Here is a 13,113-nt window from a genome sequence, read left to right on the forward strand (position 1 = left end):
GTCTGAAAGCGCTGGCGCGGTTGCCGGCATCTGGGCGTGGCTCATGCGGCATCCGCCGGCCTTCACGCTGATCCTGATCGTCGCCGTCTCGCTCGTCGTCGGCGCGATCAACACGGACTTCTGGCAGGTATCGAACCTTTTCGACATCCTGCGCGCGTCCGTCGTGCGTGGCCTCTTTGCGCTCGGCGTGCTCGTCGTGCTGGCCTCCGGTGGCATCGACGTCTCGTTCACGGCGATCGCCGCCTTCGTCATGTACGCCGTCACCATGCTGGTCGTGAACGTGGTGCCCGACATGCCGATCGTGGCGATCCTTGCGCTCGGCGCTGTCGGCGGTGCCTGTTTCGGCGCGCTCAACGGCGTTCTCGTTCATGCACTCAAGGCGCCGTCGCTGATCGTGACGATCGGCACGCAATATGTCATTCGCAGCTTCCTGCTCACCTTTGTCGGCACGGCGCTGTTCATGAACATTCCCGCGGCAATGGACGCCTTCGGAAAGCTTGCGCTCTTCACCCACCACAGTGCCAACGGCTCGACCTCGACACTGCCTGCCTTCGTGCTGATCCTTGCGGTCGCCGCGATCGTCACCTGGTGGATCCTCGAGCGCACCCTGATCGGCAGGGCGGTCTATGCCGTCGGCGGCAATGCCGGCGTGGCCGAGCGTCTAGGCTACAATCTGCGCACGGTCCGCATCTTTGTCTTTGCCTATGCCGGACTTCTCGCCGGCATCGCCGGGATCATTCACGTCTCCAGCAACCGCCTGGCGAACCCGTTCGATCTCGCGGGTGCCGAACTCGAAATCATTGCCGCGGTCGTTCTCGGCGGCGCGCGCATCACCGGCGGCTCCGGCAGTGTCATCGGCACGCTTCTGGGCGTTGTTCTCATCACGCTGGTCAGCAACGTCCTCATTCTTGTCGGCATCCCGAGCACCTGGCAGCTCGTCATCGTCGGCATCTTCATCATTCTCGCCGGCGGGATCTTCTCGATCCGCGGCAGACAATCCTGACGGCCGGCGTTAAGGCCGCCAAGCCGCGGTCGGGGCCGGTGTCTTTCGACACCCCTGTTTCTTTGAGAAAGGTTTGAGTGCATGGCGCACGATGTTTCGGTCATCGGACTTTACATTCTCGACATCCTCGGTCGCCCGGTCGACCGCATTCCCGAGGGCGGCAATGTCGAGTTCATCGACGAGATCCGGCTGACGGTTGCCGGTACCGCCGGCGGCACAGTGGTCGACCTTGCAAAGCTCGGTCTCAACTGCCTTGCGGTTGGCGCCGTCGGCGACGACGAGAAGGCCGATTTCGTGCTTTCGACCCTGCAGCGCTTCGGCGTCGACACCGCGGAGATGCAGCAGATCCCGGGCGTCCCGACGTCCGCCACGATCCTCAACATCCGCCGCAACGGCGAACGGCCGGCGCTTCACGTCCGCGGCGCGTCCGGCCATTTCGAGATCGCAGCTGAAGCACTCGATCGCGTAACGGAGGCGCCGATCGTTCATCTTGGCGGCACGGGCCTGCTCGACCGCCTCGACGGCGAGCCGAGCCGCGTGCTTCTCGAAGCGGCCAAGGCCAAGGGCCGCACCGTCACCTTCGATCTGCTCGGTGCCAGCGAGAAGACGCTCTCCCTCATCCGCCCGCTCTTCCCCTATATCGACTACTTCATGCCCTCGGTGGAGGAAGCCATGCTGATCTCCGGGCGGAAAACTGCCGAGGATGCGGCGCTCTTCTTCTGCGACCTCGGTGTGAAACACTGCGTCTTCACACTCGGCGGCGACGGCGTCTACTTCATGGATCCGGACCGAAAGAGCGTGAAACTGCCCGCCTTCGAGATCGACGTCGTCGATACGACAGGCTGCGGCGATGCCTTCAACGCCGGCTTCATCGCCGGCCTGCACCACAAGATGGACACGGAGACGTCGCTGAAGTTCGCGCAGGCCTCGGCCGCGCTGGTGGCGACCGGTCTCGGCTCGGATGCCGGCATCACCTCCTTCGAGGCGACGCAGGCATTCATGCGCACGGCGCGCGTCAAGGTGAACTGATAGGCTGGCGGGGCGCTCCTGTCGGAGCGCCCTGGGCCTATTCGGCCAGCAGCATCTCGGCGGTTTCGATGTCGGTGACGAGGTGGGTGGCGTAGCCGCCATTCATCGTCGCGCGGATCGCCGTGACCTTGTTCGCACCGCCGGCGACACAGACGCGGCTCGGGATCCGCACGAGTTCGTCGAGCTCGATACCCACCATGCGATCGTCGAGTTCACCGCTCACCTGTCGGCCCGCCTCGTCGATGAAACGGCAGATCAGCACCGCGACGGCGCCGTGCGCCTGGTAGGAATCGAAGTCCTCCTGGCTTGCGACATTGGCAGAGCGGATCAGCGTGTCAGGGCCGATATCGCCGACGCCGAAGACCAGGATGTTGGTGGAGTGAATAAGCTCGAACTGCTTGACGAGCACAGGTTCCGAAAGCAGCCAGCGCTTGAGTTCCGGCGTCGACAGCAACGCCGGCGCCAAAAGGTTGACGCAGCGTGCGTGAATGCGCTGGGACATCAGCGAGGTGCAGAACTCCGGCGAGAACTCGGGATTGGCGATCGAGCTGCCCGAGACCTGGACGACAGTGAGCCCATCGAGCGGTTCGGCCAGCGAGATCTGGTCGGCGACGGCAAGCACTGTCCGTCCCCAGGCAACGCCGATCGTGTCGCCTTGCTTGATCATGTCGGCAAGCAGGCGGGCGCCGGCCTCACCGAGGCGCGTGACCAGCGACGCCGGCTCTCCGGCCGGAATGACCAGCGCTCCCTCGAGCCCGAACTTCTCCTTCAGCTTGCGCGCGATGGCCACGCGTCCGCCGACATCCGTGTTGACGCGGATGGTAACGAGGCCGCGTTCACGGGCCTCCTGAAGGTAATTGACGATGGTCGCGCGCGACATGCCGAGGATCTTGGCGATGTCGCTCTGGGTCAGTTGATCAACGTAGTAGAGCCAGGCGGCCCAAACGACCCCGTCATCGAACTCGGGCGGCAACGACTTGCCTTCGCCGATCATCCAACTTGCCCGTGCGCTCTCCGCCATCCGTCACTCCGCCTGATACTGTTTGCGCCACCTCAAACCGGAAATGAGGCCGCCGTCAAACAAATTCGAACGCTCAATTGACATTTGACACATGATGTTGTCATTTGTTTATGCCCCGTTGTAACGGGCGATCGAGAACGGAATCGCGCTTGAGCACGCGGCCATGAATGCGGCCACATGGGCAGGCGAGACTGCGGCAGACAGGATCGGATCCGCGCCTTCTTCGACGCGGCCCGCGCCAGACGCCGATCCCAAATTTCCCAAGCGGCCTTTCCTGCCAGCCTTCCACGGCTCGGCGGGCGCGGTCCCGCCATGTCATTTTTGTCCGGAGCCGTCGCAGGTGATGTCCGCCGGAAGCTGAGGAGCCTTTGCATGAAATCGAGATGGTCCGAAACCGAATATGCCGATGTCGTCGACGCCTACGTCCGCAACGGCGTCAACCGTGATCTGGCGATCCGCACCTACACCACGCGCCTGCTCGGATCCGACCCGGAACTGGTGCTGCATGGCGGTGGAAACACGTCGGTAAAGACCGTTTTCACCGACCTCGACGGCTCTGAGATTCCGGTTCTTTGCGTCAAGGGAAGCGGCTGGGACATGGGCACGATCGAACCGGCAGGCCTGCCCGCCGTCCGCCTGCAACCGCTCCAGGCAATGGTCGGTTTCCAGACGCTCAGCGACGACGACATGGTCATGCTGCAGCGCCGCTTGCTGCTCGATCCGGCAGCGCCCAATCCGTCGGTCGAAGCGATCTTGCATGCCAACCTGCCGTTCAAGCACATCGACCACACCCATGCCAACGCGATCGTGTCGCTGACAAACCAGCCGCACGGCGAAGAAATCGTGCGCGAACTCTTCCCCAAGGCGATCATCGTTCCCTATGTCATGCCCGGCTTCGATCTTGCCAAAGCCTGCGATGAGGCTTTCCGCGCCGATCCGACCGCCGACGGCATGATCCTGCTGAAGCACGGCATCTTCACCTGGTCGGAAGACCCGCGCGAATCCTACGAGAAGATGATCGCCGCAATCGACCGGGCCGAACGCCGCATTGCCGAAGGCAATCCGCGTCCGTTCGTCCAGGTGAAGCAGCCAACGGCGCTTGCAACGGCCGCGGAAATTGCGCCGGTCCTGCGCGGCGCCATCGCGATCGACACCGGCGTCGAAGGCTGCCCGAAACGCTTCGTGCTGGAGCACCGGGCAAGCGACGCGGTGCTTGCGTTCTGCAATGCGCAGAATGCCGGCGATCTCGCGCGCCGCGGCAACGCGACGCCGGAGCATGTCATCCACATCAAGCGCTTCGGGCTGGTCCTGCCGGCGCCGGTTGCAGGCGAAATGGCCGCCTGGGCGGAGACGGTGCGCACGGCCGTGGCCGACTACGTCGCCGAATACCGCGCCTATTTCGAGCGCAACAACGCGCGCGTCGGTGGCAACAAGAAGATGCTCGACCCGATGCCCCGCGTCTTCTACGTCGCCGGCGTCGGCCTCTTTGCGGCGGGCCCCAGCAAGAAGGCCGCACGCGTCGGCGCCGATGTCGCGGAAGCCACGATCAACGTCATCCGTAATGCTGAAGGAATCGAGAGCTTCGAAGCGCTGTCGGAACAGGATCTCTTCGACATCGAATACTGGTCGCTCGAGCAGGTCAAACTGACGAAACAGGTGGAGAAGCCGCTCAGCCGGCAGGTTGCGGTGGTGACCGGCGGGGCCGGCGGCCTTGGCCTTGCGATTGCCGAGGCGCTGCGCGCGGAAGGTGCGGAAATCGCCCTCGTCGATCTTGCCGAAGCGACGGTCAAGAAGGAGGCCGCCCGGCTCGGAGGGCTTGGCGTCGCCTGCGACGTGACCAATCCTCAGGCCGTTGACGCCGCTATCGCCGGCGTCGCCGAACATTTCGGCGGTATCGACATCGTCATTTCGAACGCGGGTGCCGCCTTCCAGGGCGCCATGATCGAGGTTGCCGACGAACTCTTCGAGAAGGCCTTCGCCCTCAACTTCTGGGGACACCATTACATCGCCCGGGCAGCAACCAGGGTGATGAAGGCGCAACGCACCGGCGGCGCACTGGTGTTCAACGTCTCCAAGCAGGCGGTCAATCCCGGCCCCGATTTCGGTCCCTACGGCACGTCGAAGGCGGCGCTGATGGCACTGATGCGGCAATACGCCGTCGAACACGGTGCGGACGGCATCACCTCGAACGCCGTCAACGCCGATCGTATCCGCACCGGCCTCATGACCGACCAGATGGTCGAGGAGCGCAGCCGCGCCCGCGGCATCACGCCGGAAGCCTACATGCGCGGCAACCTCGTCCACCGCGAAGTCGCCGCCAAGGATGTGGCCGAAGCCTTCGTGCACCTTGCCAAGGCGCGCACAAGCACAGGCGCGGTCATCACCGTCGACGGCGGCAATGTCGCGGCGATGATGCGATAGAAGGATAATGGGCGGCCGCGGTGAGAACCACCGCGGCCGTGCCCAACGAAATGAAACACATCGGCACGATCTGCGGCCGACAGTGGTGTCGCCGTAGCGAAAGCAATCTGCCACGCAACAACCTATGCCGCCGCTGACAAGCAGGGCTCAGCCAACGATCCGGCGCAGGCGCTCCTAGATCCCGGAGCCGTCCAGTTCCTGCTCGTCCTCGCCTTCCCAAGGCAACGGCATCGCAGCGCGATCGAGATTGGCCGTGGGCATCGGCATCCAACACTTCAACTCAGGCTCGGGATACTCGATGATGCGGCCGGGCGAGGAATCGGAGGCGCGCCAGCCTTCAGTCCCGAACTGATCACCTTTCGACCAATAGGCGAGATCGACTTCCGCGGCGCCCTGCTCGGACGGCCGGATCGTGACGAGGATCCGGCTCCCGTTTTTCGGAGCGCTTGCCATATGACGCCAGTGGTCCGCCTCAGCCATCATTTACCTCCTGCCTTGCTGCACCTGACAAGTGTCGCCTCGGCGCTGAAAACGGTCAACTCATAGTTTGCGTGGGGCGAGGGGATGAGAACAACGAACCCTGACCGCTGTCCTTCACGCATCTAGAGGACGACCACGGTCGCGCCCTTTGAGACTTTCCCATAGAGCTCGATGACATCTTCGTTGAGCATGCGGATGCAGCCCGAGGATGCTTCGGTTCCGATGGTCCAGGGCTCGGACGTGCCATGGATGCGGTAGAGCGTGTCCTTGCCATTCTGAAACAGATAGAGCGCCCGCGCGCCGAGGGGATTGTCCGCTCCCGGCGCAATCCGCTGCGGCAATCCTTGAACGTCCCTTTTCATGTCATCCGTCGGATGGCAGCCCATGACATTTCGCGGTATCGACCCGCGGTTACGTTGAAAGCAATCGCTGTGTTTCGGGCACGGCAAAATCGAAGAGCACCCTTATCGGTGTTTGCCAGCTATCCGGGTCGTTGTAACGACCTGCGAACGAGGCGACGACAAGACCGGCGGATCGGTCGACAGTCAGCCTTTGACCGCCATAGCCAACGCCCATGACAACGGCGCACTCGACGGATTGCTTGACGTACCAAAGATAGCCGTACTGGATGAATTCGTTGATCGTCGCGCCGGGCTTGAACGAAGCGTCGAGCCATTCTGCCGGAACGATCTGGCGGCCGTCATAGACACCGCGATCCACCACGAGGCGGCCGATCTTCGCAAGATCCGGTAATGTCAAACGTAGGCCTGACGCGGCGGAAGGCTCGCCGTCGTCGCCGGCAACCCATTCAAATCTGCCGATCCCCAACGGTTCGAACAGCTTCCGGGCGGCATAGGCGTCCAACGTCATGCCGCTTCCATACTCGATGAGCTTGCCCAGCAGTGCCACAGCGCCACCGCTATAGTTCCATGTTCGTCCAGGGGCCTCGCGGATCGGCTGCTCGAGGATGAAACGGTAACGATCGGGCGCCATCTCCATGGCAATCTCGCTGTTTCGCGGATCGTTGTAAGGCAGGCTCTCGTCCCATTCGAGCCCCATCTGCATCGACAGCACGTGTCGAATCTGGATCCGGTCGCGACCGGGCTCATGCATGAGATCGGGGTATTGCGGGAAGTGCGGGTAGAGGGGGGCTTCCGGTGCAGGAACTCTGCCTTCGGCCAAAGCGATCCCGTACAGCAAGCCGACCACCGATTTGGATATCGAGCGAAGATCGTGCAGCGTGTCGGGGCCATGATCGCGATAGCCGACAAGTTCACCCCAGCGCTCGTCAGCCCCCGGAAAATAGACTTCGGCGAGCCTGCGGTCCCGAAGATCGACGATTGCGCCATGCAGACCGGGCAGATCGCCCGCGTCAAAACTTGCCTTCAGTTTCTGTCCGAGTGCTTGTTCGTCTAACGGCATATGGGACCCTGTTGAACTGTACCAACGTCAGTCGTGTGTGTCTGTTGAAGCGGAGATTCCACTCGGAGCTGCGAGAGCCGGCTCTTCCGCGCGGTGGAAATGCGCCGGGCGCTCGCGCGGTGTGTCTCGTGGAGGACAAGGCCTTGTCGGCTTTGCGTCAACATTTGGCCAAGACAAGTGATCGCACGGACGGCTCCGTTGGACGGCGAGATTGCACGCTCGTTGGCATGATCGGGCGGGCGACGGCGCCCTCGCTCGCCCAACCCAGCATCGTGCCACCAGGCCGCACACAATAGTTTCGATCTATTTTGCCAATAGCGACAATGAATTTGTCCTATGAGACCCATCTATGACAAATGCCGGCCGAAGGGACGAGACGAACAAGTCCCGCGGCAATATCCGCAGATAAGGGAAGCAACTGCAAGGCGCCGTATCCTTGCAGGTTTGAGGCGGTGCGACCGAGGTCTGCATCGCTTCTTTTTTTAAGAACACCAACCTGACGGCTTCCGATGAACCTTTATCTGTCTATCGTCGAGCAGACCCTGCTCTCGGCGCCCGTGCTCTTCTTCTGTCTCGGCTTTGGCGCCTCTGTCCTGGGCGCATCGATCGCTCTGCCGAGCGGCGTTTCAAAGATGATCGCGATCTACCTGATGCTGGCGATCGGCTTCAAGGGGGGAGCGGCGGTCGCGATGGATGCCCTCTCCACCGAAGTGCTCCTGTGTCTGCTCGTCGGGGTGGTTCTATCCGGGGCGACGCCCTTTGCCGCCTTTCGTCTTCTCGGATTGGTATCGCCCCTGCCGGCGACCGATCGGGCAGCAATCGCTGCGCATTACGGCTCGATCTCCATTGTCACATTCACGGCCGCGACCGATGCCCTGACCCGATCTGGCATCGAATTCAGCGCCACCATGGTGGCGGTTGCGGCCGCGATGGAAGCGCCGGCCATCATCAGCGCCGTCTATCTCTTGCAACGGGCGGGTGCTGGCGGACAAGCCAGCGCCAAGCGTGCCAATCGCACGGTCATGCAAGAGGTATTCTTCAACGTGACGATCGTCGTTCTGCTCGGCGCCTTCGCCATCGGCGCGGTGACGGGAAAGGAAGGGCTCGCCGACGTGTCCGGCTTCCTGGTCGATCCTTTCAGGGGCGTTCTTTGCCTCTTTCTCCTCGATCTCGGAGCCGTGGCGGGGCAGGGGCTTCGCACCGGTTGGCGCAAACTCACCTGGCCGCTGATGCTGTTTGCGGCCTGGATGCCGGCGCTTTCGGCTGCCTTTGTTCTTCTGTCGGCACTGGCCCTCGGCCTGTCGCATGGCAACGCCGCATTGTTGACGACACTGGCTGCGAGCGCCTCCTATATTGCCGCGCCCGCGGCGATGCGCATGGCCGCACCGGAAGCCAGGCCCGAGATCTATCTCACCATGGCGCTCGGCGTCACATTCCCGCTCAACCTGCTGATTGGCGTGCCGCTCTACATTTCACTGGCCGGTCTTCTTGCCCCTTAGCCGGCGACAATCCGAAGATTGCCGGTTCGGGCAGAAACGAAGACCCGCCAATCAGGCAATTCCCTTCTTGCGCGCGGCGCTATCGGCCTCGCGCGCCAGGATCTCGTAGTGGCGCTGTCGTCCGCTGTTTTCGCGCCAGTAGAATCCAACCTCGCGACGGGCCGCCCAGTCCTCGATTTCGATCAGCTTGACGTCGTCGTCCTTGCGAAACTCCGCGCGGGCATAAAGTTCTGGAAACAGCGAGCAGCCCATGCCGATCGAGACCATCTGCCTGATGGAATCGAGGCTTGTTCCCTCATAATCATCGATCACCCGGGCATCCGCCACGGCCGCGAGGTGCTTGACGTTTTCGAGCAGCCGGTGGCCGCTGCCGAGCGCCAGCAGCGTTTCGCCTCGCAGCGCCCGGGTCTTGACCGAGGTCTGCGAGGCCAGGCGATGTTCGGCGGGAACGCCAAGAAAAATCTTCTCGTCGCCGATGCGCCGGAACCTGAGGCCGGCACGCTCCGGCGCCGGTCCGAGGCCACAATCGACGGCACCTTCGGCGACCGCCGTTTCGATCCATGCCGGCGGGTCCTCGCGGATATAGATCTTCAAGGCCGGGAATTTCCGATGGACGCCCGGCAGAAAGCCCGGAAGAAAATAGGGACCAAAGGTCGGGGCCGTCGCCATGCGAACCAGGCCGCCGAGGCTTTGCGTGTCCTTCAAGGCGCCTTCGACGAGGTCATCGACGGTCGCGAGCGCCATGCGCGCGCTTCGCGCCGCATCCTGGCCCGCCGGTGTCGTGACGACACTCGTCGAGGTGCGTTCAAACAGCGTTACCCCGAGTGACTTTTCGACCAGCCCAATCTGAACCGAAAGGGTCGGTTGCGAAACGTGGCAGCGCTTGGCGGCTTTGCCGAAGTGCCGGAGTTCGTCGAGGGCCGCTATGTATTCAAGCTGGCGAAGAGTGGGTCGATAGGCCATTCCCAATTGATAAAACCTATCGCAGGAATATCAACTATGAATTGGCACTATGAGCCGAACTGGTCGAATGTCGCGAAGTCAAACAAAGGCTATCGCAATGGATCAGTTTCTGAAGTCTCTCCGCAGCCGCAAGGCGATCATTGAAACGCGTATCGCCGAGGAACAGGCGCGGCCCGCCCCGGATCGCTTTCGTCTCTGGACGCTGAAGAAACTCAGGCTGCAGTTTTTGGAGCAGATCGCATTCGTCGAGCGCACGAACCGTCTGCTTCCGACGTAAGCTCCGATAGCACAGTCGCAAACCACCGCACATCGCCCCCCCGGCGGGCGGATTGGTTCCCGATGGCGATACCTTTAGCGGCATCGTGATGCTTCCCGGACGCTGATTGCCTGTCAGCGTCCGGCGCCAGTAGGCCTTACGGAATGGCGATGACCGCCTCGATCTCCACCTTCGCGCCCTTTGGCAGCGCGCTGACTTCGTAGCAGGCGCGGGCCGGGAACGGCTTGGCGAAGAAGCCCGCATAGACCTTGTTGATCTCCACGAACTGCCCGAGGTCGGTGAGCAGAACCGTGGTCTTGACGGCGTTCGAAAGGGTCGTGCCCGCGGCAGTCGCGATGGCTGCAAGGTTCTTCAGGCACTGCTCGGCCTGCGCAATCGCGTCGTCCGAGTTGAACTCTCCGGTGACCGGATCGATCGGAAGCTGGCCGGAGACGAACAGGAGGTTGCCGACCTTGATCGCCTGCGAGAAGGGACCGACGGCGCCCGGCGCGTCGGTGGTGTGGATTTCCTGGATCATGATCCGTCTCCGAGATTGGTGGTTGAATTGAACGCGCTTATGCGTAGCGGGCGATCGCGAGATCGGTGGCGTCGATTTCCGGCTTACGGCCGCTGACGAGATCGGCGATCACCCGTGCCGAACCGGAACTCATCGTCCAGCCGAGCGTGCCGTGGCCGGTGTTGAGGTAGAGGCCCGCGACCTTCGTCGGACCGATGACCGGCGTGCCGTCCGGCGTCATCGGCCGAAGGCCGGACCAGAAGCTCGCCTTCGACACGTCGCCGCCCGGGAAGAGATCGGTGACGGAGTGCTGGAGCGTCAGGCGACGGGGTTCGCCGAGATCGTTGGTGTAGCCGGAGATTTCCGCCATGCCGCCGACGCGGATGCGGTCGCCGAGCCTGGTGATGGCGATCTTGAAGGTTTCGTCCATGACCGTCGATTCCGGCGCGCGTGACGCGTCGGTGATCGGGATCGTCAACGAGTAACCCTTGACCGGGTAGACCGGCAGGCGGATGTCATGCGGCCTGACGAGGAGAGGGGAGAAGCTGCCGAGCGCCACGACGACAGCGTCGGCCTGGAGCGTACCGTGCGCCGTAACGACGCCTTTGATCCGGCCGCCTTCCACGTCGAGACTGCGGATGATGCTGCCATAGTTGAAGCGCACGCCGAGCGCTTCCGCCTTTTTCGCAAGCTCGTTGCTGAACTTGAAGCAGTCGCCGGTCTCGTCCTTCGGCGTCAGCAGGCCGCCGACGATCTTCTCGCGCACATGTTTCAGCGCCGGTTCGACGCGAATGCAGCCATCGCGGTCCAGGACCTCGTAGGGGATGCCGTCGGCGGCAAGCGCCTTGACGTCCTTGCCGGAGGCGTCGAGCTGGGCCTGGGTGCGGAAAAGCTGCAGCGTTCCCTGCATGCGCTCGTCATAGGCGATGCCGGTTTCGGCGCGCAGCGCGGCGAGCGAGACGCGGCTGTAGTCGGCAAGCCTTAGCATGCGGCTCTTGTTGATCGCGTAGCGCCCGGACGTGCAGTTCGAGAGCATCTTGATCATCCAGGAGATCATGGCGGCATCGACCTTCGGACGAAGGATAAGCGGCGCATGCTCCATGAACAGCCATTTCATCGCCTTCATCGGAATACCGGGTGCCGCCCAGGGCGAGCAGTAGCCGAAGGAAACTTCGCCGGCATTGGCAAAGCTCGTCTCCAGCGCCGGCCCGGGCTGGCGATCGATGACGGTGACCTCGTGTCCGCTCTTGGCAAGCTGGTAAGCCGAGGTGACGCCGACGATGCCGGCGCCGAGAACGATAACTTTCATGATGTCCTCAAAAGCAAAGGAAGCTCAGCGGTACTGCCGTTCGTAGCGATGGCCGAGACCGGTCAGGATTTCGTAGGAGATAGTGCCGGCATCGCGTGCGATGTCTTCGAGTGTCTGGTTGGGCCCGAGGACCTCCACCAGGCTGCCGAGTTGCAGGCGCCCCTCCGACAAGGCCGAGATGTCGATGGTGATGCTGTCCATCGACACGCGACCGACGATCGGCAGGCGAACGCCGTCGCAATAGACCGCACCGCGATCGGTCAGGCTGCGCGGCAGGCCGTCGGCATAGCCGGCGGCAATGGTGGCAAGCCGGGTCGGGCTTGCGGCGACATGGCTGCCGCCATAACCGACGCGCGCACCGGTCGGCACTTCACGCGTCTGCACCACCGCGACATCGAGCTTGATGACCGGCTCCATCGGGTTTGGGTGACCATCCGTCGGGGCCCCGCCATAGAGCGCGATCCCCGGCCGAACCAGCACGCCGTGATAGGCTTCGCCCAGGAAAATTCCGCCGGAATTGGCGAAGCACAGCTCGTATTCCGGAAACTCCGCTGCGATGCGCCGGAGTTCGGCAAGCTGGCTGCCGTTCTGCTCGCTCAAGACGTCGTCGGCAGAGGCCAGGTGGCTCATGACGAACTGGATGTCGATCATGCCGCAGGTTCGCAGCATCGAGGCGACCGCCGGTCGTTCCTGCGGCGGGACGCCGAGCCGCGACATGCCCGTGTCGAACTGCAGCGCCGCAGGGAGCCGGCGGTTGAGATTTACCGCCGCACCGGCCCATTGCCGCAATTGCTCAAGGGAATTGATCACCGGTACGATACCATCGTCGGCGCAGGCGAGCTCGTTGCCCGGCTGCAGGCCGTTCAGGACGAAGATCATCGCATCGCGGGCAAGCTGCGGTCGCAGGCGCCGAGCCTCCACGAACTGGGCCACGAAGAAATGCCGGCAGCCATGGTCATAAAGGCGCGCCGCGACCCGGTCTGCGCCAAGGCCATAGGCATCCGCCTTGACGACGGCTGCGGCTCGCGCCGGCGCAATTTCAGACACCAGCCGGTCGTAATTGCGAACCAGCGCCGCAAGATCGATCGTGAGGTAGCCCGAGGCGCCGCCCTTGATCGCTTTCTGCTGCGTATTTTCCCTGACTGCGCCGTCCATGGCCGAGCCTCCCAACCTGCCCGGAGGGTAGTGAAACG

Annotated in this window: 13 protein-coding genes; 5 read left to right on the forward strand and 8 right to left on the reverse strand. The window is 63.2% G+C overall.

Annotated features, from left to right (window positions below; translation table 11 throughout):
• The first annotated feature begins 43 nt into the window (after nucleotides 1-43).
• A complete protein-coding gene (locus tag M2267_RS23735; RefSeq protein ID WP_246764837.1) occupies nucleotides 44-1,003 on the forward strand; it encodes an ABC transporter permease in 960 nt (319 codons plus the stop codon).
• A gap of 81 nt (nucleotides 1,004-1,084) precedes the next feature.
• A complete protein-coding gene (locus tag M2267_RS23740; RefSeq protein WP_043612539.1) occupies nucleotides 1,085-2,032 on the forward strand; it encodes a carbohydrate kinase family protein in 948 nt (315 codons plus the stop codon).
• Nucleotides 2,033-2,069: 37 nt separating this feature from the next.
• Here the strand turns inward: M2267_RS23740 and M2267_RS23745 are convergent, their stop codons facing one another.
• Nucleotides 2,070-3,053: a sugar-binding transcriptional regulator gene (locus M2267_RS23745; RefSeq protein WP_245281582.1), complete on the reverse strand. Its 984-nt coding sequence runs from the start codon at nucleotides 3,051-3,053 to the stop codon at nucleotides 2,070-2,072.
• A gap of 372 nt (nucleotides 3,054-3,425) precedes the next feature.
• Here M2267_RS23745 and M2267_RS23750 point away from each other — a divergent pair, with 372 nt between their 5' ends.
• Entirely contained in the window at nucleotides 3,426-5,474 is a 2,049-nt protein-coding gene (locus M2267_RS23750) for a bifunctional aldolase/short-chain dehydrogenase (RefSeq protein ID WP_429117668.1), read from the forward strand.
• 174 nt (nucleotides 5,475-5,648) lie between these two features.
• Here the strand turns inward: M2267_RS23750 and M2267_RS23755 are convergent, their stop codons facing one another.
• The 3 genes from M2267_RS23755 to M2267_RS23765 form a co-directional block, all read right to left on the reverse strand.
• Nucleotides 5,649-5,954 carry a hypothetical protein gene (locus M2267_RS23755; RefSeq protein WP_043612527.1) on the reverse strand — a complete coding sequence of 102 codons (306 nt, stop codon included), beginning with the start codon at nucleotides 5,952-5,954 and terminating at the stop codon, nucleotides 5,649-5,651.
• A gap of 122 nt (nucleotides 5,955-6,076) precedes the next feature.
• Nucleotides 6,077-6,316 (reverse strand): L,D-transpeptidase, encoded by a 240-nt coding sequence (locus tag M2267_RS23760; protein WP_402322533.1) that lies wholly within the window; start codon nucleotides 6,314-6,316, stop codon nucleotides 6,077-6,079.
• Between the two features lie 49 nt (nucleotides 6,317-6,365).
• Complete coding sequence (locus M2267_RS23765) at nucleotides 6,366-7,376, reverse strand: serine hydrolase domain-containing protein (protein WP_429117671.1); 1,011 nt, start codon at nucleotides 7,374-7,376, stop codon at nucleotides 6,366-6,368.
• Nucleotides 7,377-7,885: 509 nt separating this feature from the next.
• On the opposite strand from M2267_RS23765, the gene M2267_RS23770 reads away from it, so the two are divergent.
• Nucleotides 7,886-8,875, forward strand: coding sequence for a sodium-dependent bicarbonate transport family permease (locus M2267_RS23770; RefSeq protein WP_429117672.1), 990 nt, complete (start codon nucleotides 7,886-7,888; stop codon nucleotides 8,873-8,875).
• Between the two features lie 51 nt (nucleotides 8,876-8,926).
• Here the strand turns inward: M2267_RS23770 and M2267_RS23775 are convergent, their stop codons facing one another.
• A complete protein-coding gene (locus tag M2267_RS23775) occupies nucleotides 8,927-9,838 on the reverse strand; it encodes a hydrogen peroxide-inducible genes activator (RefSeq protein ID WP_429117674.1) in 912 nt (303 codons plus the stop codon).
• 97 nt (nucleotides 9,839-9,935) lie between these two features.
• Between M2267_RS23775 and M2267_RS23780 the strand changes: the two genes are divergently transcribed.
• A complete protein-coding gene (locus M2267_RS23780; protein ID WP_043612519.1) occupies nucleotides 9,936-10,115 on the forward strand; it encodes a hypothetical protein in 180 nt (59 codons plus the stop codon).
• A 136-nt stretch (nucleotides 10,116-10,251) separates the two neighbouring features.
• Here the strand turns inward: M2267_RS23780 and M2267_RS23785 are convergent, their stop codons facing one another.
• From M2267_RS23785 to alr, 3 genes are read right to left on the reverse strand one after another with little or no spacing between them, the layout of a single operon-like run.
• Nucleotides 10,252-10,632 carry a Rid family detoxifying hydrolase gene (locus tag M2267_RS23785; protein ID WP_429117676.1) on the reverse strand — a complete coding sequence of 127 codons (381 nt, stop codon included), beginning with the start codon at nucleotides 10,630-10,632 and terminating at the stop codon, nucleotides 10,252-10,254.
• Nucleotides 10,633-10,669: 37 nt separating this feature from the next.
• The gene (locus M2267_RS23790; protein ID WP_043612513.1) at nucleotides 10,670-11,920 is read right to left on the reverse strand and encodes a D-amino acid dehydrogenase; all 1,251 of its coding nucleotides are present in this window, start codon (nucleotides 11,918-11,920) and stop codon (nucleotides 10,670-10,672) included.
• 24 nt (nucleotides 11,921-11,944) lie between these two features.
• Nucleotides 11,945-13,075 carry an alanine racemase gene (alr, locus tag M2267_RS23795; RefSeq protein ID WP_429117678.1) on the reverse strand — a complete coding sequence of 377 codons (1,131 nt, stop codon included), beginning with the start codon at nucleotides 13,073-13,075 and terminating at the stop codon, nucleotides 11,945-11,947.
• Between the last annotated feature and the right edge of the window lie 38 nt (nucleotides 13,076-13,113).

The organism is Ensifer sp. KUDG1 (assembly GCF_050434285.1).
In the GTDB taxonomy this organism is placed as follows: Bacteria; Pseudomonadota; Alphaproteobacteria; order Rhizobiales; family Rhizobiaceae; genus Ensifer.

What these genes read in the sequence shown, in the direction of transcription:
- M2267_RS23750 (WP_429117668.1), top strand. Translation starts at nt 3,426, where the DNA reads ATGAAATCGAGATGGTCCGAAACCGAATATGCCGATGTCGTCGACGCC.
- M2267_RS23760 (WP_402322533.1), bottom strand. Translation starts at nt 6,316, where the DNA reads ATGAAAAGGGACGTTCAAGGATTGCCGCAGCGGATTGCGCCGGGAGCG.
- M2267_RS23740 (WP_043612539.1), top strand. Translation starts at nt 1,085, where the DNA reads ATGGCGCACGATGTTTCGGTCATCGGACTTTACATTCTCGACATCCTC.
- M2267_RS23735 (WP_246764837.1), top strand. Translation starts at nt 44, where the DNA reads ATGCGGCATCCGCCGGCCTTCACGCTGATCCTGATCGTCGCCGTCTCG.
- M2267_RS23755 (WP_043612527.1), bottom strand. Translation starts at nt 5,954, where the DNA reads ATGGCTGAGGCGGACCACTGGCGTCATATGGCAAGCGCTCCGAAAAAC.
- M2267_RS23780 (WP_043612519.1), top strand. Translation starts at nt 9,936, where the DNA reads ATGGATCAGTTTCTGAAGTCTCTCCGCAGCCGCAAGGCGATCATTGAA.
- M2267_RS23770 (WP_429117672.1), top strand. Translation starts at nt 7,886, where the DNA reads ATGAACCTTTATCTGTCTATCGTCGAGCAGACCCTGCTCTCGGCGCCC.
- M2267_RS23775 (WP_429117674.1), bottom strand. Translation starts at nt 9,838, where the DNA reads ATGGCCTATCGACCCACTCTTCGCCAGCTTGAATACATAGCGGCCCTC.
- M2267_RS23765 (WP_429117671.1), bottom strand. Translation starts at nt 7,376, where the DNA reads ATGCCGTTAGACGAACAAGCACTCGGACAGAAACTGAAGGCAAGTTTT.
- M2267_RS23790 (WP_043612513.1), bottom strand. Translation starts at nt 11,920, where the DNA reads ATGAAAGTTATCGTTCTCGGCGCCGGCATCGTCGGCGTCACCTCGGCT.
- M2267_RS23745 (WP_245281582.1), bottom strand. Translation starts at nt 3,053, where the DNA reads ATGGCGGAGAGCGCACGGGCAAGTTGGATGATCGGCGAAGGCAAGTCG.
- alr (WP_429117678.1), bottom strand. Translation starts at nt 13,075, where the DNA reads ATGGACGGCGCAGTCAGGGAAAATACGCAGCAGAAAGCGATCAAGGGC.
- M2267_RS23785 (WP_429117676.1), bottom strand. Translation starts at nt 10,632, where the DNA reads ATGATCCAGGAAATCCACACCACCGACGCGCCGGGCGCCGTCGGTCCC.